Origin of the sequence: Butyrivibrio sp. AE3009 (assembly GCF_000420845.1) — a bacterium.
Lineage (GTDB): Bacteria > Bacillota > Clostridia > Lachnospirales > Lachnospiraceae > Butyrivibrio.
Map to the genome: position 1 here is coordinate 1 of NZ_ATVS01000010.1, position 26,102 is coordinate 26,102.

At 45.9% G+C, this 26,102-nt stretch carries 25 protein-coding genes; 20 read left to right on the top strand and 5 right to left on the bottom strand.

The annotated features are described in order from the left end of the window. Positions 1-66 precede the first annotated feature (66 nt). From G588_RS21385 to malQ, 11 genes are all read left to right on the top strand, one after another. Entirely contained in the window at positions 67-360 is a 294-nt protein-coding gene (locus G588_RS21385) for a DNA glycosylase (protein ID WP_022778026.1), read from the top strand. Next, positions 360-1,385 carry a phosphotransferase enzyme family protein gene (locus tag G588_RS0106910; RefSeq protein WP_022778027.1) on the top strand — a complete coding sequence of 342 codons (1,026 nt, stop codon included), beginning with the start codon at positions 360-362 and terminating at the stop codon, positions 1,383-1,385. Before G588_RS21385 ends, G588_RS0106910 begins: the two co-directional genes overlap by 1 nt. 49 nt (positions 1,386-1,434) lie before the next feature. After that, the gene (locus G588_RS19480) at positions 1,435-1,857 is read left to right on the top strand and encodes a nucleotidyltransferase domain-containing protein (protein WP_051139916.1); all 423 of its coding nucleotides are present in this window, start codon (positions 1,435-1,437) and stop codon (positions 1,855-1,857) included. A 15-nt stretch (positions 1,858-1,872) separates the two neighbouring features. Beyond that, entirely contained in the window at positions 1,873-2,340 is a 468-nt protein-coding gene (locus G588_RS0106920; RefSeq protein WP_026668635.1) for a GNAT family N-acetyltransferase, read from the top strand. A gap of 125 nt (positions 2,341-2,465) precedes the next feature. Then, positions 2,466-3,470 (top strand): serine hydrolase domain-containing protein, encoded by a 1,005-nt coding sequence (locus G588_RS0106925; RefSeq protein WP_022778028.1) that lies wholly within the window; start codon positions 2,466-2,468, stop codon positions 3,468-3,470. A 38-nt stretch (positions 3,471-3,508) separates the two neighbouring features. Next, entirely contained in the window at positions 3,509-4,825 is a 1,317-nt protein-coding gene (locus G588_RS22970; protein WP_022778029.1) for a tyrosine-protein phosphatase, read from the top strand. Between the two features lie 97 nt (positions 4,826-4,922). Further along, the gene (locus tag G588_RS19490; protein WP_022778030.1) at positions 4,923-5,660 is read left to right on the top strand and encodes a sensor histidine kinase; all 738 of its coding nucleotides are present in this window, start codon (positions 4,923-4,925) and stop codon (positions 5,658-5,660) included. A gap of 1 nt (position 5,661) precedes the next feature. Then, positions 5,662-6,144, top strand: a complete 483-nt coding sequence (locus G588_RS0106940) for an NfeD family protein (protein ID WP_022778031.1) — start codon at positions 5,662-5,664, stop codon at positions 6,142-6,144. 1 nt (position 6,145) lies between these two features. After that, on the top strand, positions 6,146-7,111 hold the full coding sequence (floA, locus tag G588_RS0106945; RefSeq protein WP_022778032.1) for a flotillin-like protein FloA: 966 nt from the start codon (positions 6,146-6,148) through the stop codon (positions 7,109-7,111). After that, positions 7,111-7,848: a LytR/AlgR family response regulator transcription factor gene (locus tag G588_RS0106950; RefSeq protein WP_022778033.1), complete on the top strand. Its 738-nt coding sequence runs from the start codon at positions 7,111-7,113 to the stop codon at positions 7,846-7,848. Before floA ends, G588_RS0106950 begins: the two co-directional genes overlap by 1 nt. A gap of 169 nt (positions 7,849-8,017) precedes the next feature. Continuing rightward, complete coding sequence (gene malQ / locus G588_RS19495) at positions 8,018-9,541, top strand: 4-alpha-glucanotransferase (RefSeq protein ID WP_022778034.1); 1,524 nt, start codon at positions 8,018-8,020, stop codon at positions 9,539-9,541. Here the strand turns inward: malQ and G588_RS0106960 are convergent. After that, positions 9,538-10,572, bottom strand: coding sequence for a glycosyltransferase family 2 protein (locus tag G588_RS0106960; RefSeq protein ID WP_022778035.1), 1,035 nt, complete (start codon positions 10,570-10,572; stop codon positions 9,538-9,540). The two genes, malQ and G588_RS0106960, sit on opposite strands and share 4 nt — an antisense overlap. Positions 10,573-10,722: 150 nt before the next feature. On the opposite strand from G588_RS0106960, the gene G588_RS0106965 reads away from it, so the two are divergent. The 3 genes from G588_RS0106965 (at position 10,723) to buk (ending at position 13,374) form a co-directional block, all read left to right on the top strand. Beyond that, positions 10,723-11,229 (top strand): acyl-CoA thioesterase, encoded by a 507-nt coding sequence (locus tag G588_RS0106965; protein WP_022778036.1) that lies wholly within the window; start codon positions 10,723-10,725, stop codon positions 11,227-11,229. A gap of 157 nt (positions 11,230-11,386) precedes the next feature. Next, on the top strand, positions 11,387-12,307 hold the full coding sequence (gene ptb / locus G588_RS0106970) for a phosphate butyryltransferase (RefSeq protein ID WP_022778037.1): 921 nt from the start codon (positions 11,387-11,389) through the stop codon (positions 12,305-12,307). A gap of 2 nt (positions 12,308-12,309) precedes the next feature. Further along, positions 12,310-13,374: a butyrate kinase gene (gene buk, locus G588_RS0106975; protein WP_022778038.1), complete on the top strand. Its 1,065-nt coding sequence runs from the start codon at positions 12,310-12,312 to the stop codon at positions 13,372-13,374. Positions 13,375-13,548: 174 nt separating this feature from the next. On the opposite strand, the gene G588_RS0106980 is transcribed toward buk, so the two are convergent. Beyond that, the gene (locus G588_RS0106980) at positions 13,549-14,634 is read right to left on the bottom strand and encodes a radical SAM/SPASM domain-containing protein (RefSeq protein ID WP_022778039.1); all 1,086 of its coding nucleotides are present in this window, start codon (positions 14,632-14,634) and stop codon (positions 13,549-13,551) included. Between the two features lie 31 nt (positions 14,635-14,665). Further along, on the bottom strand, positions 14,666-15,088 hold the full coding sequence (locus tag G588_RS0106985; protein ID WP_022778040.1) for a hypothetical protein: 423 nt from the start codon (positions 15,086-15,088) through the stop codon (positions 14,666-14,668). 190 nt (positions 15,089-15,278) lie between these two features. Here G588_RS0106985 and secA point away from each other — a divergent pair, with 190 nt between their 5' ends. Together secA and prfB are read left to right on the top strand one after the other, a co-directional pair. Further along, the gene (gene secA / locus G588_RS0106990; protein ID WP_022778041.1) at positions 15,279-17,843 is read left to right on the top strand and encodes a preprotein translocase subunit SecA; all 2,565 of its coding nucleotides are present in this window, start codon (positions 15,279-15,281) and stop codon (positions 17,841-17,843) included. Between the two features lie 176 nt (positions 17,844-18,019). Further along, complete coding sequence (gene prfB / locus G588_RS0106995) at positions 18,020-19,162, top strand: peptide chain release factor 2 (RefSeq protein WP_022778042.1); 1,143 nt, start codon at positions 18,020-18,022, stop codon at positions 19,160-19,162. A 108-nt stretch (positions 19,163-19,270) separates the two neighbouring features. On the opposite strand, the gene G588_RS21395 is transcribed toward prfB, so the two are convergent. Continuing rightward, on the bottom strand, positions 19,271-20,353 hold the full coding sequence (locus G588_RS21395) for a GGDEF domain-containing protein (protein ID WP_022778043.1): 1,083 nt from the start codon (positions 20,351-20,353) through the stop codon (positions 19,271-19,273). A gap of 162 nt (positions 20,354-20,515) precedes the next feature. On the opposite strand from G588_RS21395, the gene G588_RS0107005 reads away from it, so the two are divergent. Genes G588_RS0107005 through G588_RS0107015 form a run of 3 tightly spaced genes read left to right on the top strand, consistent with a single transcriptional unit; the run spans position 20,516 to position 23,828 of the window. Further along, the gene (locus G588_RS0107005) at positions 20,516-21,454 is read left to right on the top strand and encodes an AAA family ATPase (RefSeq protein WP_022778044.1); all 939 of its coding nucleotides are present in this window, start codon (positions 20,516-20,518) and stop codon (positions 21,452-21,454) included. Beyond that, positions 21,454-22,575 carry a DUF58 domain-containing protein gene (locus tag G588_RS0107010; protein WP_022778045.1) on the top strand — a complete coding sequence of 374 codons (1,122 nt, stop codon included), beginning with the start codon at positions 21,454-21,456 and terminating at the stop codon, positions 22,573-22,575. Before G588_RS0107005 ends, G588_RS0107010 begins: the two co-directional genes overlap by 1 nt. A gap of 8 nt (positions 22,576-22,583) precedes the next feature. After that, positions 22,584-23,828: a hypothetical protein gene (locus tag G588_RS0107015; protein WP_022778046.1), complete on the top strand. Its 1,245-nt coding sequence runs from the start codon at positions 22,584-22,586 to the stop codon at positions 23,826-23,828. A gap of 1 nt (position 23,829) precedes the next feature. Here G588_RS0107015 and G588_RS19505 read toward each other — a convergent pair whose 3' ends face one another. Then, on the bottom strand, positions 23,830-24,864 hold the full coding sequence (locus tag G588_RS19505; RefSeq protein ID WP_196804959.1) for a hypothetical protein: 1,035 nt from the start codon (positions 24,862-24,864) through the stop codon (positions 23,830-23,832). Positions 24,865-25,062: 198 nt separating this feature from the next. On the opposite strand from G588_RS19505, the gene G588_RS19510 reads away from it, so the two are divergent. Further along, positions 25,063-26,091 carry a glycosyltransferase gene (locus G588_RS19510; protein ID WP_022778048.1) on the top strand — a complete coding sequence of 343 codons (1,029 nt, stop codon included), beginning with the start codon at positions 25,063-25,065 and terminating at the stop codon, positions 26,089-26,091. Positions 26,092-26,102: the final 11 nt, after the last annotated feature.

Sequence of the window (26,102 nt, forward strand, 5' to 3'; positions counted from 1 at the left end):
GCAGGTTCATGCCGCGAAGCGGCGTAACAGAAACCCTTTCCGACGCAGAGTCGGTGAGGGTAGTTCATGGAAATGAAAGATCATCCTATTGAGCCGGTTTTTGATAGTGAATCAAGAGTATTGATTTTGGGAAGCTTCCCGTCGTTTAAGTCACGGGAAGCTATTTTTGTAAACGGGAAAACAGCTGAGAAATACTATAAGAAGTATATTGAGAAAACAATAAACACAAAAGCAGTGTGTCTTCCCTCCACAAGTCCGGCAAATGCCGCATGGAATCTGGAACGACTAGTGCAAGAATGGAGCGTAATTGATACAATAAGAGCTGTCAAATCAGAGAAGGTTTCAGGGGAGTATTTTTAATGGCAATAGAAAAAAGTGTTTTTGACGGTGAGAAGATGCAGGCGCTCCTATCGCAGGAATATGGCTTTCATCTGGAAGAGAGCAGGCATCTTCAATTTGGTACAGCGAATTGCTATAAGGTTAGGTGCGAGGAAGGAACATATTTTTTCAAAGAATATCAGAAAGAGTTTACTCTGCAGGCTGTAGAAAGAGAGACAGAGCTTGTGGATTACTTGTATTCAAAGGACTTTCCTGTGGCAAGGTTTATCAAGACCATAAGCGGGAAGAGCTGTATTTTGTACGAAGGCCATGTGATCAGCGTTCAGGAATATCTGGAAGGGAAGTCATATCTGAACGATCTGCCACATAATCTTTTGAAGGACAGTGCAAAGTACCTGGGGATATTACATTCCGTACTTAAGGATTATCCAATGGAATCGAGCCTTGATGAAAAGTGGGCTGAGAGTATTTCGGTGGGTGCAGTGAATGCGAAATATGATAGGCTACTTGAGGCTTTGGAAAAAGAGAGTAGTGATCCAAATTACAGCAGGATTAAAGAGGATTTTTTATTCAAGAAAGAGCTCTTTTGCCATATTGAGGATATGAAAGGCTACTTTAAGGGCATTACATATACTCCGAGCCATGGGGATTATACGTCTTGTCAGTTAATATGCGACGAAGATCATGTGAAGGCGGTAATAGACTTTGCATCAGCGGCGAAGCTCCCTGCTGTATGGGAGATAATGCGGTCGTATATCCAGGCAGGAGCTTGTCGTAATGGAGAAGCTTTGGATCTCGGGGATTTTGCGCAGTACGTGAAGGAATATATGAAGTATGCGCCGCTATCCAAAAGAGATCTGGAAGCTATGCCCTATGTTTATCTTTTTCAGCTATCCCGCAGTGCCTATGGGTACGAGGAATATCTGATTACAAAAACAGAAAACAGGGATGCTTTGCTGGAGTTTGCATTTTGGCGCACGGATATATGCAGAAAAATATATAGGAACGCTGATGCCATATCTAGGGAATTATTGCAACTAGTTTGAATTAGCGGTACAGGAATTGAATAGACAGACTGAAAATTTGAGGCAGAATATGATAGAAACAGAAAACGTAATAAATAAATTCGTTAAGGAATCCCAGGAAATCCTGAAGGACAATTTTACCGGCATTTATTTGCATGGCTCAGCTGTGATGGGATGTTTCAATCCGGAAAAGAGTGATCTGGATCTTATTGTGGTAGTGAACGAACCTTTGCAGGATGATGTGAAGCGCAAGTTCATGAATATGGTTATAGAAGTCAATGAGGCTGGCCCGGCAAAGGGCATTGAGATGAGCATTGTAACGAAAGATGTTTGCAAGCCCTTTGTTTATCCAACTCCCTTTGAGCTGCATTTTTCCGAAATGCATCTTGGGTGGTACAAGGATGATCCGCAGGATTATGTTCGGAAGATGAAGGGAACAGACAAGAATCTGGCAGCGCATTTTACACTTATTGGTAAAAGAGGAAAGCTATGATTGGGGGATCAGCACATGAGTATAACGTTGAAAACCATAGAACGAGATGATGTTGAAATACTATGGAAGATGCAGATAGAGGGATTCTCAGGGCTGTTGGAGAAATATCATGATTACGATTTGAGTCCGGCTGCGGAAGGCATGGATAAAGTGATGGCAAGGTTTGAGCAGCCCTGGACTACTTACTTTTTCATCATGGCAGATGATGAAAAGGTTGGTGCTATCCGCATAGTAGATAAAAAAGACGGTAGCAGAAAACGCATCTCACCAATATGGATCATGTCGGAGCATAGGAATAAAGGATATGCCCAGCAGGCAATCCTTGAGGCAGAGAAGATATACGGACCGGATAATTGGTGCCTGGACACGATACTACAAGAGAAGTGCAACCTTCATCTATATGAGAAACTTGGCTACCATCAGACCGGCAAGATTGATAAGATAAGCGACTGTATGGATATTGTTTTCTATGAGAAAGATTGAGGTAGCTAATAATAAACAGAAAGGCCCTGTGTCTTCCCTCAACGAGCCCCGCTAATGCAGCCTGGAATATAGAGCGGCTTACAGAGTAGTGGCGTGTGATCAGAGACGAATAGGAGGCAGAATAGATGTATGAAGAACTGATAGCTCCAAGCTTCAGGGGGGTTGCATATGTACTCAGGAATGATGAAGTGGTATTGGAATATGCCGGCGGTTGCAGAGATTATGCCAATGAATTGCCCAATACCATTGATACTAAGTTTGCCAGCGCTTCAGCGGGAAAAGTATTCGTGGCTGTAGGTATTTTGCAGCTGATTGAAAAAGGTATGCTAAGGTTCGAGGACACAATAGGTGAGCTGATTCGGATTGACTGGAAAGATATTGATCCGGGGATAACGGTGGAGCAGCTATTGCAGCATACATCTGGGATTCCGGACTATTTTGATGAGACGGTCATGGAGGAGTACGAGGAGCTCTGGGTAGATTATCCGAATTACAAGATCAGACAAAATGATGATCTGCTACCTCTGTTCATCGATAAGCCAATGATGTATCCTAAGGGAACTAAGTTCCAATACAACAATACCGGCTATGTGGTTCTTGCAATGATCATTGAGCGGTTAACAAGGCAGCCTTTTGACGAGTATCTAAGAGAAAATGTTTTTGAGCCTTGTAATATGTCGGGCACAGGGTATTATGAACTGGACAGGTTACCTGCAAAATGCGCGGTTAACTATGTGTGGTGTAACAGTGCGGAGGATCTTAGGACGAACATTTTCTGTGTGGATGCAAAAGGAACAGGTGCCGGAGGAGCATTTATCACGGTAAAGGATATAGCGAACTTTTGGAAAGGTCTGCTTGAAGGTAAGCTTCTGTCTACAGAAATGACAGCTTCTATGTTAAAAAAACATAGCGGAGAAGGTGATGATCCGGAAGAAGGATACTACGGATACGGAGTATGGATCATTGATGGCAATGGCGGAGAGGATATTCCATACTTTCAGGGCTGCGATCCCGGAGTTAGCTTTATCTCGGAGTACAATCCAAACAAAAACATGATCTCAGTGTATGTAAGTAATTACGGCGATAATGTCTGGAAGATAGCCAGGGACATCAGAAACGCCTTAAATTGAGGATAGTATAAAAAAGTTAGTTGGAGGACGGGGAATTTATGGCATCAAGTATAATACATCTGGCGGTTACAAAAGAACTGACTAAGAGATATAAATTCAAGGATGAGAACAGGCTTAAGTTCGGGGCAATCCTTCCGGACGCGGGAAGGGGAAAGGACAGTCATTTAAAAAAGGCTGTTTGGGGATTAAACAAAAGAGTATATGACTTTGAGCGCTTCAGAGCTGACTACGGGGAGCTGATGAAGAGCGATGATCTGTATCTTGGCTATTATCTTCACCTTGTACAGGATATCTGCTACAGGCATTTTGTCTATGATAAATATAAGTGGAATCCCACGATTCCCGGAAATGTTGAGAAGCTTCATAAGGATTATTCAATAATCAATTCTTATGTGATTTACAAATATGAATTAAAGAACGACATTGAAGCTCCTGCTGATTTTGATAAAGAGCAGCTGGCGAGCCTCAGCGTCTTTGATGTGCCCTGGCTCATGAAGTCAATGGCTGATTATTTTGTTCCTGTGCCGGAGGGGGACATTTTCTTTTTCACTAAGGAGATGGCTGATGAGTTCATTGCAGAAGCGGTGGAGCTGTGCCTTAAGGAGCTGAAAGCACTGGAAACAGGGGAAGGCATGATAGAGAGCTACGACAATGCCTGGGGAAACAAACCCTATTCGTTACTGGAGACAACCCTGAACACCAGAGATCTGGGCGGATACAGGATTGATGGGACTGAGAACTATACTCAGTATGGCAGAGTCATAAGAAGCGATGTGGCTAATTACCCTTCCGAGAAGGATATCGCTTTTTTACAGAATTCCCATATTACAACTATTATCGATATGAGATCTGCGGAGGAAAAAGAGAGAAAGCCCCATGGCCTTGCGAATCTGGAAGGCTTCCATTATCACGACATTACCATAGATGAGGGCAGCGGAGTTCCTGAAAGTGTGGAGGCCGTTCCGGGCAGCTATTTCAAAATAGCGCATGCGCCTAAACTGGCAGAAGTATTCAGGACAATTGCCGGATCAGAGGCAGGAGTTATGTTCAACTGTTCTGCGGGAAAAGACAGGTCCGGAGTTGTATCCGCACTTTTATTGTGGCTCTGCGGCGTCAGGAAGAGCGACATTGTCTACGATTATATGAGGACCAAGGAGAATGACAGTGAACGCTTTGAGCTGATACACAAGAACTTTCCTGATCTTGATATGAACATCGTTATTCCCAATGAAAATAATATGACAAGGTTTATGGAAATACTTGAAGATGCTCATGGAACTGTTCAGAACTACTTCACAGCTATAGGAATCACAACGGATATTCAGCAGCGAATCACAGAGAAAATGTGTTTATGACATTTCAGCTCCGATTTTGTATAGTTGGGAGAATATGAGTTGTTCTTAAAAATACAGATGATAATATTTGATTATAGAAAATAACACGGAGGCGGTTGTGGGAGATACATCAATATACCTGATCTTTTGTGTCGCGCTGGTGGTCATACTTGTTGTATGTGTGATCCTTCTGGCAAGGAACTACATTAAGCTGATAAACAGAAACGATGCCCTAAGTGAGAGCATAGACAATCTGTGCAGGCTCAATGACAAGCTCAGAATGGACAGGCATGATTACCTTAATCATCTTCAGATCGTATACGGGCTCATGGAGCTTGAGGAATATGACGAGATGAACTCATACCTTAAGAAGGTCTACAAGGAGCTGCTGAAAACAGGCAAAGCTGTAAAGACGTCAAAGCCTGCCATAAATGCACTCCTTGCCGCTAAAACAGCAGAGGCCGAGGCTAAGGTCATCGACTTTGTCATCGAAGTAAAATCTGATCTGAAGAACCTATGCATCGAAGACTGGGAGCTCTGCAAAGTTTTATCCAATCTGATAGACAATGCTATTAGAGCTCTTGAGGATAGCGACCTGGAAGAGAAGAAGATTCGTGTAGATATCACCGAGACCAAAGAAAGATACATCTTCAGCGTTGAGGATAACGGTCCCAAGATTCCTGAGGATATCAGAGATAAGATCTTCAAAAGAGGCTTTACCACCAAGAAGGATGAGGGTCACGGAATGGGCCTTGCCATCGTCTCCGAAATTGTAAGTAAGAACAAGGGAAGTCTGGAGCTTGATTCAGACGAAGAGGAAACAGTGTTTTCAGTAAGTTTTGGCAAAGGAGAGTAATATGGGAACAGTCCAGATATTGGGATTGATAGTCCTGCTGGTGGGGATTGTCCTGGTGGGAGTTGAGTTCATCCTTCCGGGCTTTGGAATCCCCGGGATAGCAGGGATCATCTTCACCGCAGCAGGCATTTTTTTAACCGGCAGGAATGCCTCAGAGAGGATAATGGTAGGCGTCATCGCAGTGGTAATAATAGCTGTGATGCTGGTTGTAAGCATTCTGGTATTCAGCTCTAAAAAGATAAAGTCGCCGATCAAGCTGGATACGGACCTGCCCGGCAAGAATCTTTTTATCGATGAACAGGACATGGAATATCTCATCGGAAAAAAGGGAGTGGCAGTGACGGATCTTAAGCCTTCGGGCAAAGGTGAGTTTGACGGAGTAAAGTTTGATATTCTATCCGGTAATTACTACATAAAAAGAGGTGCAGCGCTGGTGATTACCGAAGTAAAAAACAACAGGATAATTGTTGAGGAGGAAAAATAATATGTTTACACCTATAATAGTAGCAGCTCTGATAATTGTTTTACTCATAGTTTTCTGTACAGTAATTCCCGTGGGCATGTGGATCTCAGCCATCGCCAGCGGAGTCAAGATCAGTATCTTTACACTTGTTGGAATGAAGCTTCGCCGCGTAAGACCTGCTAAGATCGTTGGACCACTCATCAAGGCAACCAAGGCAGGAATCGATGTGACCACCAACCAGCTTGAGGCTCATTACCTTGCAGGCGGAAATGTAGACAGCGTTGTAAATGCTCTTATTGCCGCAGAGAGAGCCAGCATGAACCTGTCCTTTGAGCAGGCTTCAGCCATCGACCTTGCAGGACGTGACGTATTCGAAGCCGTTACCATGAGTGTTACACCCAAGGTTATCGAGACACCTCAGATCTCTGCTGTAGCCAAGGACGGAATTGAGCTTCTTGTTAAGGCACGTGTCACAGTAAGGACCAACATCGATCAGCTCATCGGTGGTGCCGGCGAAGCAACAGTTCTTGCCAGAGTCGGTGAAGGTATCGTAACCACTGTTGGTTCCGCGATCACTCACAGCAGCGTTCTGGAGAACCCTGACGACATCTCCAAGGTGGTTCTGGAAAAAGGCCTTGATTCAGGCACAGCCTATGAGATCATGTCAATTGATATCGCCGATATCGACATAGGAAGAAACATCGGAGCCAACCTTCAGAGCCTTCAGGCTGAGGCCAACACCAAGATCGCTCAGGCCAAGGCCGAGGAGAGAAGAGCAATGGCGGTTGCCCTTGAACAGGAGATGAAGGCAGAGGTTGTTAAGGCAGAGGCCGATATCCCAAGAGCCATGGCAGAGGCCTTAAGATCAGGCAACTTAGGAGTTCTTGATTACTACAATCTCAAGAATGTCCAGGCCGACACCAAGATGAAGAACGACATCGGAAACAGCATTGCAGAATATGTTGAGACCAAGAAGGATAAAAAGTAATGATGATCAAGGTAATGATAGTTGAGGATGAGGAGCAGATCCGCGGCATCCTGAAGAAGATGATAGAGAGGACCTCTGATTGCAGCGTTGTGGCTTCCTGCGGGAACTTTGCGTCGGCCATCAGTGAATTTATCAAGGTTCGCCCGGATGTTGTCTTTATGGATATAGATCTGGCGGGAGAGAGCGGTCTTGACTGCGCCAAAGCCATCACAGAGGTGGACCCGAAGGTCAAGATTATCTTCGCCACCGCCCACAGCGAGTACATGGCCAATGCCTTTGAGATCTACGCCTTCGACTATCTGGTCAAGCCTTTTGACCTGGAGAGGATCACCAAGACTCTTGAGAGGATCAAGGCTCAGGGCGATGTCAAAGAAACTGAGAATTCCGATAGCAAGTCGGAGCAGTCCTATGAAAAGCTCGTCATCAGGGGAAAAGAAGAGATAAACCTCATCGATACCAAAGACATCATCATGGTTGAGAGAGCCGACGGTATGTGCAGGATAGTTACGAAGGACGAAGTCTTTCTGACAGCTACCTCGCTCACAGCAATACAGGAAAAGCTTGACCCGTCGCAGTTCATGCGTTGCCATAAGTCCTATATTATCAGGCTCAGCGCAGTCAGGAAACTTGAAGTCTATGGCAGATGGACTTATACTGTAACTCTGAAGGATACCTCAGAGACGGCTCTTATGACCTCTGAGAAATACAATGAGATGAAGCAGAATCTATTGTTTTAACTACATATGAATACACGACAATGGTTGTTGCCCAGGCAGCAGCCATTTTTGTTGCACAAGACCGGCAAGCGAATGGATGCTTGCATACAAATTCATTTGAAGCACAGTATCGATATTTAGTGTATAATTATATCTATCTTGTGATTTTTACAGAAGAGGAGGAGAGATTATGAACAGGGAAAGCGGAATTCTTATGCCGGTGTTCTCACTGGCTTCCAAGTTTGGCATAGGTTGTTTTTCAAAAGAGGCCTTCGACTTTGTGGACTTTCTGGAGAGCTCCGGACAGGGCTACTGGCAGGTGTTGCCATTAGGACCCACGGGCTTTGGCAATTCGCCCTATCAGCCTCTTTCTGCCTTTGCGGGCAATCCATACTTTATATCACCGGAAAAGCTTATAGAGGAAGGTCTTCTTGCCTGGGATGACGTAAATGGCGTGGACTTTGGCAGCAATCTTGAAGCTGTGGATTACGGCAAGCTCTACGAGAACAGACCAGCAGTCCTTCGTAAGGCCTACGAGAATTTCCTGGAAAAAGAGGATAAGAAGGAGCTTAAGAAGTATCTCAAGGACAACGATTACTGGCTTCCTGACTATGCCCTCTATGTCATTATCAAAAAGCTTCAGGAAGGAAAATCCTGGCTTGAATGGGACGATGAGCTAAGACTCCACAAAAAGGCGGCTCTTGATAAAGTTAAAAAAGAGAACGAAAAAGAGCTGGAATTAATATACTTTGAACAATTCATGTTCGACAAGCAGTGGAGTGAGATCCATGAATACGCAAGAAAAAAGAATGTGAAGATCATCGGAGACCTTCCCTTTTACGTGGCCATGGACAGCGCCGATGCCTGGTCTCATCCCGAAGTGTTCGAGATGGATAAGGATCTGTGTCCAAAGGCAGTTGCCGGGTGTCCGCCGGATGCTTTTTCACCCACAGGTCAGCTCTGGGGCAATCCCGTGTATGATTGGGAAGCTCTTAAAAAGAAGGACTTCGATTGGTGGACTAAGAGAATTAAGCGAAACTATGAGTGGTTTGATGTGATACGTATCGATCATTTCCACGGATTCAACGAATACTATGAGATTCCCTTTGGGGATAAGACCGCTGAGAAGGGCAAGCTCAAAAAAGGCCCCGGAATGGACCTCTTCAAGGCTCTTAAGAAGGAGATAGGGGAGCTTAACATGATAGCAGAAGACCTTGGAAACTACACCGAGGAAAATGTCAAACTCCTTGAGGATACAGGGTTCCCCGGAATGAAGGTCCTTCAGTTCGGATTCACCAGCTGGGACAGCATATATGTGACCCACAGGCACGAGAGAAATGCTGTGGTGTATACGGGAACACATGATAATACACCCACCTTTGCATGGGTACAGGAGATAAATGACGGTGAAAGGGATTTTACAAGACGTTATGTGAATTCCATCAACACCGATTACGGTGCTCTTGTGTGGGATATAATAAGAGAGGCCTACCGCTCTGTGGCAGACCTGTGCGTAGTTCCGCTTCAGGATTACCTCTGCAAGGGAAGAGAGGCCAGGATCAATACTCCCGGAACCTCCGAGGGCAACTGGATGTGGAGACTTACTCCTAATTACCTGTCACAGGACCTGGCAAGGAGCATCCGCCTTATGACCGAGACCTACAGCCGAATTCCTAAGGCGCCGGAGGTGCCTTCCATAGCAGCAAAAGATTAACTGTTGGTCTTCCTGTCGTAGGCTGTAAGTATTGCCTTGGTAACAAGGATTACCGGGGTGTTGGGATGTCTGATGCAAAAGTAAATAAGCTTATTGGCGCTGCCACTGATGGAAAGGGGAGTACTCTGGACTTTCTTTCTGATATCATCGCGAAGAAAGATATCCCGGACTCTTTTAACAACTTTTCCGCTCTGGCAGCGCAGTTCGTTTTTGAGGACCAGGTGAAGTATGATGATAAACTCGCGGTCCATTTGTTCGTTGCCGTTTTTGATGCCTTTTGCCCTGAAAATCTCTCTAAAGGTCTTGTCGGTAAGTTCCAGATTAGACAGGAGCTTAGGGTTGTAGCTGTGGACTATGGAGCTTGCATTCGAACGATAATGGTAGAAATACCCATCCTTCACAATTACAAGGCGCCTGCAGTCAAGAAGACAGGGCAGAATAATGTTCACATCTTCGCTCATGGATATATTTGTATTACAAAAGCTGAGGTTATCAAGAACGAGCTGTCTGGAGATGAGCTTCATACAGCGGGACATGGTGACGGGTCTTGTCTCTTCGCCAAGGAGCCTTCTTCTGATTGAGGATAGCTGCTCAGCGGTGTAGACGCCAGGGATGAGCCCCTGGGTTTCCTTCCTTCGTTCACCTGCTTTTTCTACAATATAGTTACCGGAGATGATCTCGCAGTCGATGTTGTCTGCAGAAATATGTGAATAGAGCTTCTCAATCATGTCGGTGTCAACCCAGTCGTCGCTGTCGATGTAGCAGACATAAGGGGCAAGAGCCTGCCTGGTGCCTGCAATCCAGGCGGACATGAGGCCTCCGTTTTCCTTGTGAAGTACCCTGACTCTCTGGTCTGAGGATGCGTAATCATCACACATCTTGGGACTGATTCCATCCGTTGAACCATCGTCCACCAATATGATCTCGATATCGGAAAAAGTCTGTTCAAGTACAGACTTCATGCATTCCTTGAGATATGCAGCTGTGTTGTAGACCGGTATTATTACGCTTACCTTTGGCTCCAAAGTCATGGCGAGAGCTCCTTTTTTATCAGAATATTACAAACCCAATGTTAACATAAATACAGGGGAGATGGAAGAAGCGGCGGGTAAATCCATATGGCACATATGTGGATAATAGGGTAAAATAGGTAGTATAAAAATCTCTTTGGAGGTGAGTGAATGGGCAAGGTTTTTCATGTAGATAAGCAGATTGCCAACAAGAATGTTGAAGACTCCATAACAGAGTGGACCAAGGTAGTTAAGTATGATGAGATTAATGCTCAGAACAGACTCTTTGGCGGACAGCTCATGGCGTGGATCGACGAGGTGGCAGGCACTGTTGCCATAAGACATTCGGGTAATCCCATTGCAACCGCTGCTGTTGACAACATGCAGTTCAAGCAGGGCGCGGTTCTCGGAGACGTTCTTGTTATTATCGGAAAAATTACATATGTTGGAAAGACTTCCATGGAAGTCAGAGTAGATACCTATGTTGAAGATATCAGAACCGGTATGAGACATGTGCTCAACAGAGCATATCTCACCGAGGTGTGCGTGGATGACGACGGAACTCCTGTTACTGTTCCCTATGGACTTAACATCCGCACAGAGAATGAGAAGGCTGAGTGGGAAGGTGCCGTTAAACGCCGCGAACTTCGCCGTCAGAGACGTATGGAAGGCTTCTAGAATATTACTTATGAAATGGCACAGGCCGGTGGCGAAAAACTTCGCTGCCGGCTTTTGGTTTGGGCTACTCAGCCTAGATAAATACTTGCACCTGAAACATTGAAGTGTTAAAATTTTGTCATATGGCGATGTAAATTAAAAAATGGAGGTTATATAGATGAGTAAGAACTTTGATGACATTCTTGCAAAACTTAAAACAGCCAGCACCAAGAAGATGTCTGTTGCTGTAGCCCAGGACTCACATGTACTTGAGGCGGTTAAGATTGCTAAGGAGAGAGGAATCGTTGATCCCATTCTCGTTGGTGACAAGGACAAGATCGAGGAGATCATGGGCGAGTATTCAATGAATCCCGCTGACTACGAGATCATTGATGTCAAGGACACAATTGAGGCTGCCCGCACTGCAGTATCTCTTGTATCTAGCGGCAAGGCTGATATCTATATGAAGGGTGCTCTTGAATCCAAGGATTTCCTTAAGAGCGTTCTTGATAAGGAAGTAGGACTTCGCACAGGCCGTCCTCTTTCACATGTTTGTGTATTTGAAATTCCCGGCATTGATCGTCTTTTATTCCTTACAGACGTTGCTTTCATGCCATATCCCACACTTGAGGACAAAAAGGTTATCATTGAATATACAGTGGATGTAGCAAGAGCTTGCGGCGTTGAGTGCCCTAAGGTTGCTCCTCTGGCAGCAGTTGAGGTTGTTAACCCCAAGATGCCCGTAACTCTCGAGGCAGCAGAGCTCACAAGACTTAACGAAGCCGGTGAGATCAAGAACTGCATCGTTGACGGACCTCTTTCCATGGACCTTGCAATTGATCCTGAGGCTGCCAAGCACAAAGCAGGCGCTCTTGACAGAAAGATCGTAGGCGACGCCGACATCCTTCTTTTCCCTGATATTCACGCAGGTAACCTTACCTACAAGACCATCGTTCGTCTTGCACAGGTTAAGAACGGCAACATCCTTACAGGTACCAAGGCACCTGTTATCCTTACCTCCAGATCTGATTCCGTTGAGGTTAAGGTTAATTCAATCGCACTTGCCGCAGTTGTAGCAGCTCAGAATAAAGGAGAATAATCATGATTAAAAGTTTGATCATTAATCCCGGTTCCACATCTACAAAGGTTGGTATTTTTGAGGACGAGACTCTTGTAAAAGAGGAAACCTTAAGACACAGCACTGAGGAAATCGAGTCCTATGCATCAATTATCGATCAGAAGGATTTCCGTAAGAACATTATCCTTGATTTCCTTAAAAAGGAGAGCATCGATATCAAGTCCTTCAACGTGATCGTAGGAAGAGGCGGACTTCTTCGTCCCATTCCCGGTGGCACCTATGAGTGCACAGATGCACTGTTAGAGGACCTCAGAAAGGGCGTTCAGGGACAGCACGCATCCAACCTTGGCGGTATCCTTGCAAGAGAGATTGGCGATGAGATCGGCGTTCCTTCCTACATCGTTGACCCCGTAGTAGTTGACGAGATGGAGCCCGTTGCCCGCATTTCAGGTGTGCCTGAGATTGAGCGTGTTTCCATCGACCATCCTCTTAACCAGAAGGCTGTTGCAAGACGCTATGCTAAGGAGATTGGCAAAAAGTATGACGAGATCAGCGTTATCGTAGTTCACATGGGCGGGGGCACATCCACAGGCGTTCACAAGAACGGCAAGATGGTTGATGTATACGCAGCACTTAACGGCGACGGAGCATTCTCTCCCGAGAGAGCAAACGGCATTCCTGCCAAGGCTCTTGTAGATATGTGTTTCTCCGGCAAGTACAGCTACGACGAGATGAAAAAGAAGATCGTTGGCTACGGCGGACTTAACGCTTACCTTGGAACCAACGATATGAGAGAAGTTAACAAGATGTGCGAGGAAGGCAACGAGAAGGCAATCCTTGTTCGTGAAGCTTTCATCTATCAGATCTGCAAGAACATAGGTGCCTGCGCTACAGTTCTTAAGGGCAAGGTTGACCAGATCATTCTTACAGGCGGTATCGCATACGGTCAGGTTATCACAGACAAGATCAAAGAGCGCGTTGACTGGATCTGCCCCGTTACCGTATATCCCGGTGAGGACGAGCTTCTTGCTCTTGCACAGGGCGCTATCCGTGTTATGACCGGAGAAGAGAAAGCTCAGCAGTATTAATGATGATATAAGCGAATAAGCAATAAGGCTAACCATGCTTGCATGGTTAGCCTTAATTATTTATGAGCTTAACAAGAATGAGGAAAAAAGACATGCGAATGAAATGAGCATGGCGATTTCCGAATTCTTGTAGGATTGCGACAGTTTCGAAGAAACGAAGCAATCCGTATATCATCATTTATCAGGAAACAGCGCATTTCTGAGGCAGAGGCGCTGGGTGCCGGCCTCCAGATCCCAGGTGTGGAAGGCGCCGCCCATGCAGTATTTTCTGCTCTTGCAGTTCTTGCATTTCTCATCGTCTTCGCCTTTATCATAGCGATAATCTTTGAATTCATTCTCCCAGATATCGGAGAAACGCCTGCTTCCTATATTGCCCTGAACTACGCCCTTCTGGGTTCTGTCGATATCAAGGCATCCCATTACGTCTCCGGTTACTGTGATGCTGGCAACGGTAATTCCCGCCATGCAGAAGAAGTACCAGTCTCTTACTTCTCTTTCATAGTCAAGACCGAGATAGTGGCAGCAGCCGTAGGTGACAGGATCATTGTCAGCTCTTTTGCTGCGGATGAAATCCATGATTGTCTTGTGGTCTTCATCGGTGAGAAGGAGCTCGGGATGTTCAAGGGCTCTTCCTATGGGCTCAATGCCCATGACACGCCAGCTGTCGATATCAATGCCGCTCATTATCTCATACAGCGGCTCCAGCTGACTTATGGTCTGATGATTGACCACCGTTGTGACCATGATCTGGTCAAAGCAGTTAAGATCTATCAGATTCTGAATGCCCTCCATGGCTCTGCGGTAGGCGCCGGGAAGGCCGCGGATCTCATCATGGGTGTCGGGAAGGCCGTCGATACTTACGGAAATTGTGTTCATTCCGCATCTCTTCAGCATCTGTGCTACTTCCGGCGTTATCAGGATGGCGTTGGAGGTCATTCCCCACTTGAATCCCAGGGAGTGAGCATAGCTCATAACCTCTTCAAAGTCCTTATACAAAAGGGGCTCTCCTCCGGTTACGTTGATCTGGGGAAGAGAGTCCTTATAATCCTCTTTTAACTGATCCAGTATATTCTTCCAGGAAGCGGCGCTCATCTCGGCGGCGCTTACCTCTCCGCATCTTGAGCCGCAGTGGCGGCAATGCTCGTTGCAGTTAAGAGTGAGCTCGAAAAAAAGCTGCTGGAGTTTGGGCTTTTTAAAGAACTTGACCCGCAGGTCATGCTGCAGGTCAAGGTGTGATAATTTCATTTTGGCTTTGTTCATATCTATATATCCTTAATGCGTCTTATTCATATCAGCCATCTACTGTTGGTGGTCCGTATACTGCGGGGATCGACGGAATCTTGTAATTGTCGGAATCACCCGGATCCACAAGATTATCTTCCGATGAATCAGGAAGGCTTGTAGCTTCTGAAGGAACCTCTTCCATAATTATGTCCTCGGATGGTGCTGCGGTGCTCTCATCTGCACTTATTTCTATTGAACTCTCGGATGAAGCATCGAAAGAACTATACTGGGTATCTGTATCTGAAACGGAAGACTTTGATGCAGCATCTGCCGCAGAGTCCATTGCAGATGCATCCTCGGCTGAAATACCGTAGGCGCTGCCGGGACCTTCATATTCTACCGGCGGGCCGTAGCCGCAAGCTGCATTTAGAATCATGCTTGCAAGACCGGTTGTGGTTGCTATAACAACTTTTTTGGTCATTTTTTTCATACTTAATTCCTCCATAGAATTACATACATAATAAACAAATGCGGGAATCTTTTCAATTTCTTTTTTGGGGGGAAAGAAGCTATCTATTCACAACATATGGCGGTTGAACATTTTACGCAAATCTGCTAAAATAGTTCCCGTACTTTGACTAAAAATTGGGGACCTATGCCCCAAATTGGAGAATAGAAGAATGAGTATTATTGATAAGATTATTGGAACACACAGTGAAAGGGAGCTTCGCAGGATCAGAGGAACCGTTGATTCAATCGAAGCAATGAGACCCAAGATGCAGGCTCTTTCCGATGAGGAACTCAGGGCCAAGACAGATGAGTTTAAGAAGAGACTTGCCGATGGCGAAACTCTCGACGACATTATGCCTGAGGCATATGCGGTAGTTAGAGAGGCCGGTAAGAGAGTTCTCGGTATGGAACACTTCAGAGTTCAGCTTATTGGTGGTGTTATCCTCCATCAGGGCCGTATCGCCGAGATGAAAACCGGTGAAGGTAAGACCCTTGTGGCTACACTCCCTTCATATCTTGACGCTCTTGCAGGCAAAGGTGTTCATGTCGTAACAGTCAACGATTACCTGGCTAAGCGTGACGCTGAGTGGATGGGTAAGATCCATGAATTCTTGGGACTTACTGTCGGTGTTGTACTTAACAGCATGACCTCCGAGGAGAGAAAGGCTGCCTACAACTGCGATATCACTTATGTTACCAATAACGAACTTGGTTTTGATTATCTTCGTGACAACATGGCCATCTACAAGGAGCAGTGCGTTCTTCGCGGACTTAACTATGCCATCATCGATGAGATAGACTCAATCCTTATCGACGAAGCAAGAACTCCTCTTATCATTTCCGGTCAGAGCGATAAATCAACCAAGCTCTATGAGGCCTGCGATATTCTGGCCAAGCAGATGACCCGTGGTGAGGATCAGGAAGAGCTCACCAAGATGGATGCTATCATGGGTGTCGAGAGAGAAGAGACCGGTGATTTCATCGTTAATGAGAAGGATAAGATAGTCAACCTTACAGAGCAGGGTGTTGCCAAGGTTGAGAGATTCTTCCGTATAGAGAACCTGGCTGATCCCGAGAACCTTGAGATCCAGCACAACATCATCCTGGCTCTTCGTGCTAACAACCTTATGCAGAGAGACCATGACTATATCGTCAAGGATGATGAGGTACTTATCGTAGACGAGTTCACAGGACGTATCATGCCCGGACGTCGTTATTCTGACGGCCTCCATCAGGCCATCGAGGCTAAGGAGCATGTTAAGGTTAAGAGAGAGTCCAAGACTCTTGCTACCATCACCTTCCAGAACTTCTTCAACAAGTTCGACAAGAAGTGCGGTATGACCGGTACAGCTCTTACAGAGGAGAGAGAGTTCCGTGATATTTACGGACTTGATGTTATCGAGATTCCTACCAACGAGCCTGTTATCCGTAAGGATCTTCAGGATGCTGTATACAAGACCAAGAAGGAGAAACTCAATGCTATCTGCGACGCAGTTGTGGCATCCCATGAGAAGGGCCAGCCCGTTCTTGTAGGTACCATCACCATTGAGTCCTCAGAGGAAATCAGTAAGCTTCTTAAGAAGAGAGGAATTCAGCACCACGTACTGAACGCCAAGTTCCATGAGATGGAGGCTGAGATCGTAGCAGAGGCCGGAAGAAAGGGCGCCGTTACCATCGCCACCAACATGGCAGGCCGTGGTACCGATATCAAGCTTGACGAGGATGCAAGAGCAGCCGGAGGACTTAAGATCATCGGTACTGAGAGACATGAATCAAGACGTATCGATAACCAGCTCCGTGGACGTTCAGGACGTCAGGGAGATCCCGGTGAGTCCAAATTCTATCTTTCACTTGAAGATAACCTTATGAGACTCTTTGGTTCAGAGAGACTCATTGCAATGTTCAATACACTTAAGATACCTGAGGGCCAGGAGATTGAGCACGCATCTCTTTCCAAGGCCATCGAGTCAGCTCAGAAGAAGATCGAGTCCAACAACTACGGAATCAGAAAGAACCTTCTTGAGTACGACCAGGTTAACAATGAGCAGAGAGAGATCATCTACACAGAGCGTAAGAAGGTTCTTGACGGTGACTCCATGCGTGATTCCATCTACAAGATGATCACAGATATTGTTGAGGCATCCGTAGAGACCGTTGTGGGCGAGGAGAATGATGCTGACAACTGGAATCTCAAGGAGCTCAATGAACTTCTTTTACCTACTATTCCTCTTAAGAAGATCACAAGAGGACGTATTGATAAGCTTACCAAGTCCGGCCTTACACAGCAGCTCAAGGAAGAGGCTGTAAGACTCTATGAGGCAAAAGAGGCAGAGTTCCCTGAGCCTGAGACCATAAGAGAGATTGAGCGTGTCATCCTTCTTAAGGTTATCGACAGAAAGTGGATGGACCACATCGATGATATGGATCAGTTAAGGCAGGGTATCGGACTTCAGGCTTACGGCCAGAGAGATCCCAAGATTGAGTACAAGCTCTCAGGTTATGAGATGTTCGATGAGATGACCAAGAACATCAAGGAGGATACCGTAAGACTTCTGTTCCACGTTCACATCGAGGAGAAGGTTGAGCGTGAGCAGGTTGCCAAGGTTACGGGAACAAACAAGGATGACTCAGTTGCCAAGGCTCCCGTTAAGAGAGTTGAAGCCAAGGTTTATCCCAATGATCCATGCCCATGCGGAAGCGGCAAGAAGTACAAGAACTGCCACGGCAGGGTATGAGCGATATAAGGACTGAGAAACCACAATGCTGTGCTTGCACAGAGCATTGTGGTTTTGATAGGACTGAACGTACATGAGTAAGCAGCACGGTAGTGCGGATTACGAATGTACGTAGGAGTGCGGGAGCGAAGCGGAGCAGTCCGTATCGCTCGTTTATATGTATAGGAGTTAGAATAATGGTAGTTTTAGATCAGATGAAGGTTGAGATTCAGAACCTTCAGGATACACTTAAAGAGGTCACAGCTTCCCTGGACCTTGACACTAAGAAAAAGATAATCGAAGAGCTTTCAAGAGAGATGGAGGAGCCTAACTTCTGGGACAACGCAGAGAAGGCCAACAAGAAGACCAAGGATCTTAAGAACATGCAGGACCTTGTGGAGAACATTGAAAGACTCAATAACCAGTACGGCGACATCATCGATCTTATCGATATGCAGAACGCAGAGGGTGTTGATGATGAGGATATGGCAGCTGAGATCAGATCTGAGCTGGATGATTTCGAGACAACCCTTGAGAATATCCGTATCAGCAACCTTCTGAACCAGCCCTATGACAAATATGATGTAATCCTTCGCCTTAACGCCGGTGCAGGCGGTACAGAGGCCTGTGACTGGGCAAGCATGCTGTATCGTATGTACACAAGATGGGCAGAGAGAAAGGGCTTCACCACAGAGGTTCTTGACCTTCTTGACGGAGACGAAGCCGGAATCAAGTCAGTTACTTTCCAGATCACAGGAACCAATGCTTACGGACTTCTTAAGTCAGAGCACGGCGTACACAGACTTGTTCGTATCAGTCCCTTCAATGCGCAGGCCAAGAGACAGACATCCTTCGTATCCTGCGACGTGATGCCTGATATCGAGGAGGATGTTGATATCGACATCAATCCCGATGATCTTAGAATTGATACTTATCGTTCAAGTGGTGCCGGCGGACAGCACATCAACAAGACTTCATCAGCTGTACGTATCACTCATATCCCTACCGGCGTTGTTGTTGCCTGCCAGAATGAGCGTTCACAGTTCCAGAACAAGGACAAGGCTATGCAGATGCTGAAGGCCAAACTCTTTATCATGAAGCAGGAAGAGCAGGCTGCCAAGCTTGCCGGCATCAGAGGTGAGGTTATGGATAACGCCTGGGGCAGCCAGATCAGATCCTACGTACTTCAGCCATATACAATGGTTAACGATACACGTACAGGCTTCAAGGCATCCAATGCCGACGGAGTTCTTGACGGAGATCTTGATCCCTTTATCAATGCTTATCTTAAGTGGCTTGCTACAGGTGGTAAGCCTGTTGGAGATACCTCTGAGGAGTAATTGGGAATAATCTCATTTAAGAGTAATTACAGACAATATTTAAGCCTGAAGGCTTACCGGTGAGTAGTCGGTATTTCCTTCAGGCTTTTTTTCGAATATTATTTGCTCTTAATATACAACCACCTTGTTTCTGCCGGTGTTCTTGGCTTTGTACAGTGCATTATCTACATTCTGGATGGTCTTGCTGAAGTCTCCGGTATATCTTGAAACGCCGATGGATACTGTGACCGGAACAGGAATGTCCGTTGCGGCTTCTATATCGCGCCTGAACTGTTCCATTCTGGCGCAGGCGTTGTTTACATCACAGTTTTTCAGTATAATGATGAATTCTTCGCCGCCAAATCTGATAACAAAGTCATCGTCGTGGGTCTCATTTGAAAGCTTCTGGCCGATATAGAGAAGGGTCAGATCTCCGGTGTAGTGTCCGTGTTCGTCGTTGACCTGCTTGAAATAGTCAATATCCAGCATTGCAACTGCGACGGGGCCGTTTATATCCTTCAGAGTATTCTGGGTGATTATCCTCTCCAGGAGATGTCTGTTATATACCTGGGTAAGCGGGTCTGTTACCATGGCAAGCTCCAGCCTCTGCATTATTCTGTAATGATCCAGGTAAAAAAGCGTAAGGAGCATATGGGAGATAAAGATTCCAATGGTGCATAGACACATGGGGACAATGATACATTCAAGATCCGAGTATGTGATGACCGTTGTGGATATAATGACTTCCAAAATAAACAAAATGCAGGAAAAAAGTGACTCCAATGGCTTGGATGCAAAACCTGTCAGCATAAATACGAGATAAATTACAATAAAACCCTCTCCTGCATAGGTGTTGTCCTCGAGCCTGAAAACAGTACAGATAGCACTAAGAGCTATGGCGTGGACCAAAAATTGATCCATAAATACAAGAACGCTGCGTTTTTTGCAACGACCGGTGACGATAAGAAACACTGCCGCTGCGATAAATGCGAACAGCCTTGGAAGCAGGGTGGGAATAATGGAACCGTTTATCAGATAATCCGGAATAAGATACAGCATGGATAATAAAGCTGATGCAATCGTTATCACAGCCACATAGTTCTGATAATACCTGCATTTTGCCTCATAGAAATCCTTTTTTTCTTCAGGATTCATGCTGCAATAGTCTTTTCGTAATTCGATGAGCGTCTTTGCTCCGTGAATAAGATTCATGATGTAACCCCCTAAATCATTGTACATGCTTTTGCGAAATAACGAAAGTGTATTTTTGATATTCTAATAATTGCCCTGAAAGGTTATTTTTGGGTGTGGATGTTTTGGGAAAAATATTGCAGAATAGAGGATATAAGGCTTTTGGAGGATTGGGAGGTCCACATGGGAAAGATTACGGATATAAAAGAAAATATAGGAAAAGTCATTATAGGAAAAGATGAGACGATAACTATGGTGCTGACGGCCATTCTGGCGGGGGGACATGTGCTCCTGGAGGACGTTCCGGGAACCGGTAAGACTATGCTGGCTAAGGCGCTGGCCAGATCCATCGATGCTTCATATAACAGGATTCAGTTTACACCGGACCTGCTGCCATCTGATATTACGGGACTAAACGTATACCAAGCGGGTAAGGGCGAGTTTGTCTTTAACGAGGGACCGGTTTTTTGCAATATCCTTCTCGCAGACGAGATAAACAGGGCAACTCCCAGAACTCAGGCCGGACTTCTTGAGTGTATGGAGGAGAGACAGGTCACCATAGACGGTGTCACCAGACGGCTTGCCGAGCCCTTTTTTGTAATAGCTACTCAGAACCCCATTGAGACCAGCGGAACTTTTCCTCTTCCCGAGGCGCAGCTGGACAGATTTATCATGAAGCTCTCCATGGGGCTTCCCGGAAGAGATGAGGAAGCGGGCATATTGGAGAGGTTTCTTGGTGAGAAGAAAAACGCACTGCTGGAGAGCCTTGAGCCTGTTGCAAGCATGAATGATATAGAGACCATGAAGGCTGAGGCTCTGAAAGTACAGGTGCATCCTCAGATAAGGGAATACATCGCAGACATTGCGGTTGCCACAAGAAAAAGAGATGACGTGGCAGCAGGTGTGAGCCCCAGAGGAAGCCTTGCACTTATGAACAGTGCCCAGGCCTACAGTTATATTCAGGGAAGGGACTATGTAACTCCCGAGGATGTCAAGAAGCTGGCGGGACCTGTTCTTGCCCACAGATTGTATGTTGGCGTAAGCTTCGGCTCTGTCAGAAGCGGCAGGGAGATAATCGATGAGATATTAAATGAGGTCCCGGTACCTACAGAGGTATTCTGATGCCTATAATACTGATTCCAATTATTTTATATCTGCTGTATCAGCTGGAGAAATATCTTTTTGCAAGGTATTGGGAGAGGAATCTGGAGGTGGAGCTTGGTTTTGACAAAAGCGCCGTGGTGGAGGGGGAAGAGACATCCCTGACGGAGGTTGTCACCAACAGGAACTTCATTCCGCTTCATATCCTTCAGGTGGGCTTTCAGACTGATATAGGTCTGGCCTTTGATGATGAGACCAATGTGACGGTGTCGGACAGGGTTAATGTTCTGGATGTGTTCAGCCTTCGCTTTTATTCCAGGATTACCAGGACTTTGCCGGTTCATTGCCCGCAGAGGGGGTATTACAGCATCCTTCAGACCAGTATCAATGCTTCGGATTTTTTCAGCCCGGATATTCATTATGCAATGAGAAAGCAGAGAACAAGTTTATATGTTTATCCAAGGCTTCTTCCCTTTGCCAGGATAGAGCCGCTAATGCTGCAGCTCTGCGGGGAGGTGGTGACAAGGCGCATTCTCTACGAAGACAATTTTACCTTCAGAGGAATAAGGGAATATGTGCCCACAGACCCCATGGGAAGCATCAACTGGAAGGCGACTGCAAGGACGGGGCAGATGAAGGTCAACATTCATGACTATACCTCAAGTCCTGAGATCACACTGGTGCTTAATGTGGAGGAACCAAGGATATTGTTTGAGACAGAACTTCTTGAGGACAGCATCAGGATATGTATGTCTCTGGCTGATGAACTGATCAAAAAAGGCATTCCCGTTTCGCTACTAACCAACGGGAAGGACAAGGTCACCGGAGAGACGGTTACTCTGTCCGCAGGAGCGTCCAAGGATCATGTCACCAGCTTTTTAAGAGCCCTTGCAAGGATTGACCTTACCAAGGACAAGGATGATCTGAGGGAGATTATTAAACGCAACGTGGAAAAAGAGGATAATGACAGAACAACCTACTGTTTTATCTCCACCAGTAGAAGAGAAGGCGCTGTTTCAGCTGCACAGACACTATGCGACAAGAAGGGGCATTTGCTATGGATATGCCCAATAACAAGGGATATGGACAATACTCCCATAGGTGATAAGAGAATTGATCTTAGAATGTTTATTCATGAGTGAGACTATAGATGAATAAGAAACTGGAGATACTTAGAATTTTAAATAATATGATGCTTCCCTTTGTTATGGCGAGTGTTCTGTTCAGGGCCACGGGAATGGAGGGAAGCACCGCTATGTATGCAGGCAATCTGCTATTGACTGTATTCGTGCTGATAAGCGAGCTGGTGCAGTACCTTTTTTCAGGCATCGTGCCGTTCTTCCTGGGACACGGGGCGGGAATAGTGCTGTGCACCTATTTGTCGGTGGCATCGGGAACCCAGAATATGGGCTTTACGATTGTCAGAGCGATTATCATGGTAGCGATAACAGTTATTGCCATCAACGCCAAGCTGGGAAAGGGCGTGTATTTCTATCCGGCTATGCCTGAGGCATTTTTGTTTGTGGCGATGATGATAGCCTGCAAGCTGGCCAAGGCTGGGGATGCGGAGCTGATGGTGCTTCTGTGCGAGATATTCTGGGGAATCCTGGCGGTGATCTTTTATAATACCAGGCAGACGGCAGCAGCGGTGTCAGTGTTTAAGGAGAGGGCGAGAGTTCCCTATGAATCCATACTTGGGACCAATCGTCTGATGCTGGTGATATATATCGGTATCAGCATGGTGTTTATGGCTCTCTGTGTCTTTTTGGACTATGGAAAAGAGATAATGGACGCAGTGGGAGCGGTTATGATCAGGTTCCTTAAGTGGCTGTTTTCACTGTTTGATTACACCATCATGGAGGAAGAGTATCTTCCTCCGCCGGCCCAGGGACAGGGAGAATTGGCGCTTCATCCAATGGGCTATGACGACTCATATATCAGGATACTTTGGGATGTGCTTTTTGGTATGCTGACGATAGTGGTGGCCATAGGCTTTGTTATTGCCATGGTTAAGGCTGTAATGTTTTTTATCAGATATTTCAACGAGGGACGCATAGGGATAAGGGACAGGCTCTCGAGGGATAAGGTGGAGTATCTTAAGCCCGCTTTTCAGGAGGAAACCGGTGACAGAGACGGTAGAAAAGAGAATCGAATTCCGCTTGCAGCAAGGCTTTCGAACAGGGGCCAGGTAAGACTTTTGTACAAGAGATTTGTAAAAAAGGGTGCAGGCTTTGAGGATGTTCGCTCCAGCCATACCCCGGAAGAGCAGCTAAGGGCCGCCTATAGCGAAACGGGAAATAGTCAGGATATCAGAAAATTATATGAAAAAGCAAGATACAGTAAAGAGGAGATATCCTCTGAGGATGTAAGGCGGATGAGAAAAATGTCACGGTAGCTTAATAAACTGCCGTGACATTTGTTATGTTGCCGTGTTCGTCGCAGGTGAAATTCCATACGCCGTGACCCTTAAGTCGATGTTCTGTGAGGTAATAGGTTCCGTCAACCTCTGAAATGTAATAGGGGGTTCCGCCGCCTATAAAGTAGTCGGAGTAGATATCTTCGTAGTTTCCGGAAGAGAGCTCATGAAGATCTCCGGTTCTTATTATGGTCGCAGCATTCTGATCTCCTGAAAGGTCTGTGGAAACCGTTATGTAATAATAATCACCGATGGTGGTTATCTGAGCCATTCCCGCGATCTGTTCAGGGATGTCTACGCTTTCCTTGATGCTAAGATCCTGGAGATTGCATCTGTAGATCTTGGGAGCCTGGCCGGACTGGGATACTCCTGAGACAAAAAAGATATCTCCGTCGATTATGGAAAAGGATCTTACGTAGATTCCATCAAGTTCCGGGATCTTCTTGATCTCAGTGAGGTATATTCTTGAAGAATCCGCGGGGTGTCTGAAGCAGTACAGCTCACCGGTGACGGAGCTCCATACATAGAAGGTGTCGGTCTGTTTGTCATAGACGGTGTAGTGCGGCCTGCTGCCTACGTTGTAGAGAGACTGGGTATTGATGAATTTGCCGTCAAATTTCTCAAATACCAGTATTCTGTTGTTCTCTGTGTCGTCTGCGATATATACCTTGCCATCACTTGCCAGAGTATGGGGCTGTGTGAGATTCGATGACATTATATGCCACTGATTCAGAGGGATGCCCATTTCAGTGCTGTAGATGATACGGTTGTGATAGCAGTCCACAATGAAATAGGTATCGTCGACCTTGGTGACGTAGGTGGGGACGCTGAGTTCTGAGTCAAAGTTCTGCATCGGCTCGTAGGTGGCTGCGAACTCTTCGGGATTCTCGCCTTCTGCGGTGATGGTTGAGATCTCCACATAGTCCTTGCCGTCGTAGGCGGGGACAGCAGAACTTTCCTGCCTGCCAGTGTTTAGTTCGCAGGAGCATAGGCTCAGGCCCAATAACAATGCCAATATTGGTGCTGTATATGTTTTGATATTTTTTAATCTATTTAATCTGTTACTTACTCTGATCACAATAGTCCTCGTGGATTAATTTTTTTTAACTATAATATTGTATTCTTCCGCCGGTAAAATTTCCAGCCGTGAAATTTCAAACAGTTGAAAAAAAGCAGATAAAAAGATAACATTAATATATGCGGAGGTGCCAATATGGTTACGATTAGTCTGTGCATGATAGTTAAGAATGAAGAAGCGTGCCTTGGAACATGCTTAAAGAGTCTTCAGGGCATAGTTGATGAGATGATCGTTGTTGATACCGGCTCTACTGACAGAACCAAGGAGATAGCCCGGGAAAACGGCGCTACTGTCTACGATTTTGAGTGGACAGGGGACTTCAGCGATGCCAGGAACTATTCATTTTCACTGGCAAAATGCGACTATATCTACGCCGCCGATGCGGATGAGGAACTGGACGAGGACAATCGCAAGAGATTCTTGAAGCTCAAAGGTGACATTGATGAGCTCAACATCGATATTGTCCAGATGTATTACTGCAATCAGCTTGCATTTAATACCGTCTACAACTATGACAGGGAACTTCGCCCCAAACTATTTAAGAGAATCCGTACCTTCAAGTGGGTCGATCCCATCCATGAGATGGTTTCACTGGATCCGGTAATCTGCAACAGTGATGTGGAGATCATTCACAGACCCAGGGAGAATCACGCAGGAAGAGATCTCGCCTCCTTCAGAAAAGCTATATCGGAGGGCAGAGCCATATCCAACAGGCTTCACGGAATGTACGCAAGGGAGCTGTTTCTTGCGGGTACCGATGATGATTTTATCAAGGCCAAAGAGTTTTTTGCCGCCTCCGTTAAGGACAATAACAGAAGCATAGATGAGGTCAAGCAGGCCTGCTGCGTTGTTGCCCATGCTGCTGTAATTGAGGATGACGCGGAGACACTTTTGAAGTATACTCTTAAGGATGCCATAACTGACATGAGCAGTGAGATGTGCTATGATCTCGGAGATTATTATTACAAAAAGAGAGATCTGGACGAAGCAGTTATCTGGTACTTTAATGCCGCCTATGAATGCACGAGCATTCTTGATATCAAGAAGAGCCGCGAACTTCCAAGGCTTGCACTGGCTAGGTGCTACAGAGAGCTTGGCAACGAGGAACAGGCCAGGGACTACGAGCGAGAGGCTCAGCAGGTGGCGGACAATTATATTGAATAGCGTTTTGGAGT

Excerpts from the sequence above, each read along its gene's own strand:
- G588_RS21385 (WP_022778026.1), top strand. The coding sequence starts at position 67 with ATGGAAATGAAAGATCATCCTATTGAGCCGGTTTTTGATAGTGAATCA.
- G588_RS0106910 (WP_022778027.1), top strand. The coding sequence starts at position 360 with ATGGCAATAGAAAAAAGTGTTTTTGACGGTGAGAAGATGCAGGCGCTC.
- G588_RS19480 (WP_051139916.1), top strand. The coding sequence starts at position 1,435 with ATGATAGAAACAGAAAACGTAATAAATAAATTCGTTAAGGAATCCCAG.
- G588_RS0106920 (WP_026668635.1), top strand. The coding sequence starts at position 1,873 with ATGAGTATAACGTTGAAAACCATAGAACGAGATGATGTTGAAATACTA.
- G588_RS0106925 (WP_022778028.1), top strand. The coding sequence starts at position 2,466 with ATGTATGAAGAACTGATAGCTCCAAGCTTCAGGGGGGTTGCATATGTA.
- G588_RS22970 (WP_022778029.1), top strand. The coding sequence starts at position 3,509 with ATGGCATCAAGTATAATACATCTGGCGGTTACAAAAGAACTGACTAAG.
- G588_RS0106940 (WP_022778031.1), top strand. The coding sequence starts at position 5,662 with ATGGGAACAGTCCAGATATTGGGATTGATAGTCCTGCTGGTGGGGATT.
- floA (WP_022778032.1), top strand. The coding sequence starts at position 6,146 with ATGTTTACACCTATAATAGTAGCAGCTCTGATAATTGTTTTACTCATA.
- G588_RS0106950 (WP_022778033.1), top strand. The coding sequence starts at position 7,111 with ATGATGATCAAGGTAATGATAGTTGAGGATGAGGAGCAGATCCGCGGC.
- malQ (WP_022778034.1), top strand. The coding sequence starts at position 8,018 with ATGAACAGGGAAAGCGGAATTCTTATGCCGGTGTTCTCACTGGCTTCC.
- G588_RS0106960 (WP_022778035.1), bottom strand. The coding sequence starts at position 10,572 with ATGACTTTGGAGCCAAAGGTAAGCGTAATAATACCGGTCTACAACACA.
- G588_RS0106965 (WP_022778036.1), top strand. The coding sequence starts at position 10,723 with ATGGGCAAGGTTTTTCATGTAGATAAGCAGATTGCCAACAAGAATGTT.
- ptb (WP_022778037.1), top strand. The coding sequence starts at position 11,387 with ATGAGTAAGAACTTTGATGACATTCTTGCAAAACTTAAAACAGCCAGC.
- buk (WP_022778038.1), top strand. The coding sequence starts at position 12,310 with ATGATTAAAAGTTTGATCATTAATCCCGGTTCCACATCTACAAAGGTT.
- G588_RS0106980 (WP_022778039.1), bottom strand. The coding sequence starts at position 14,634 with ATGAACAAAGCCAAAATGAAATTATCACACCTTGACCTGCAGCATGAC.
- G588_RS0106985 (WP_022778040.1), bottom strand. The coding sequence starts at position 15,088 with ATGAAAAAAATGACCAAAAAAGTTGTTATAGCAACCACAACCGGTCTT.
- secA (WP_022778041.1), top strand. The coding sequence starts at position 15,279 with ATGAGTATTATTGATAAGATTATTGGAACACACAGTGAAAGGGAGCTT.
- prfB (WP_022778042.1), top strand. The coding sequence starts at position 18,020 with ATGGTAGTTTTAGATCAGATGAAGGTTGAGATTCAGAACCTTCAGGAT.
- G588_RS21395 (WP_022778043.1), bottom strand. The coding sequence starts at position 20,353 with ATGAATCTTATTCACGGAGCAAAGACGCTCATCGAATTACGAAAAGAC.
- G588_RS0107005 (WP_022778044.1), top strand. The coding sequence starts at position 20,516 with ATGGGAAAGATTACGGATATAAAAGAAAATATAGGAAAAGTCATTATA.
- G588_RS0107010 (WP_022778045.1), top strand. The coding sequence starts at position 21,454 with ATGCCTATAATACTGATTCCAATTATTTTATATCTGCTGTATCAGCTG.
- G588_RS0107015 (WP_022778046.1), top strand. The coding sequence starts at position 22,584 with ATGAATAAGAAACTGGAGATACTTAGAATTTTAAATAATATGATGCTT.
- G588_RS19510 (WP_022778048.1), top strand. The coding sequence starts at position 25,063 with ATGGTTACGATTAGTCTGTGCATGATAGTTAAGAATGAAGAAGCGTGC.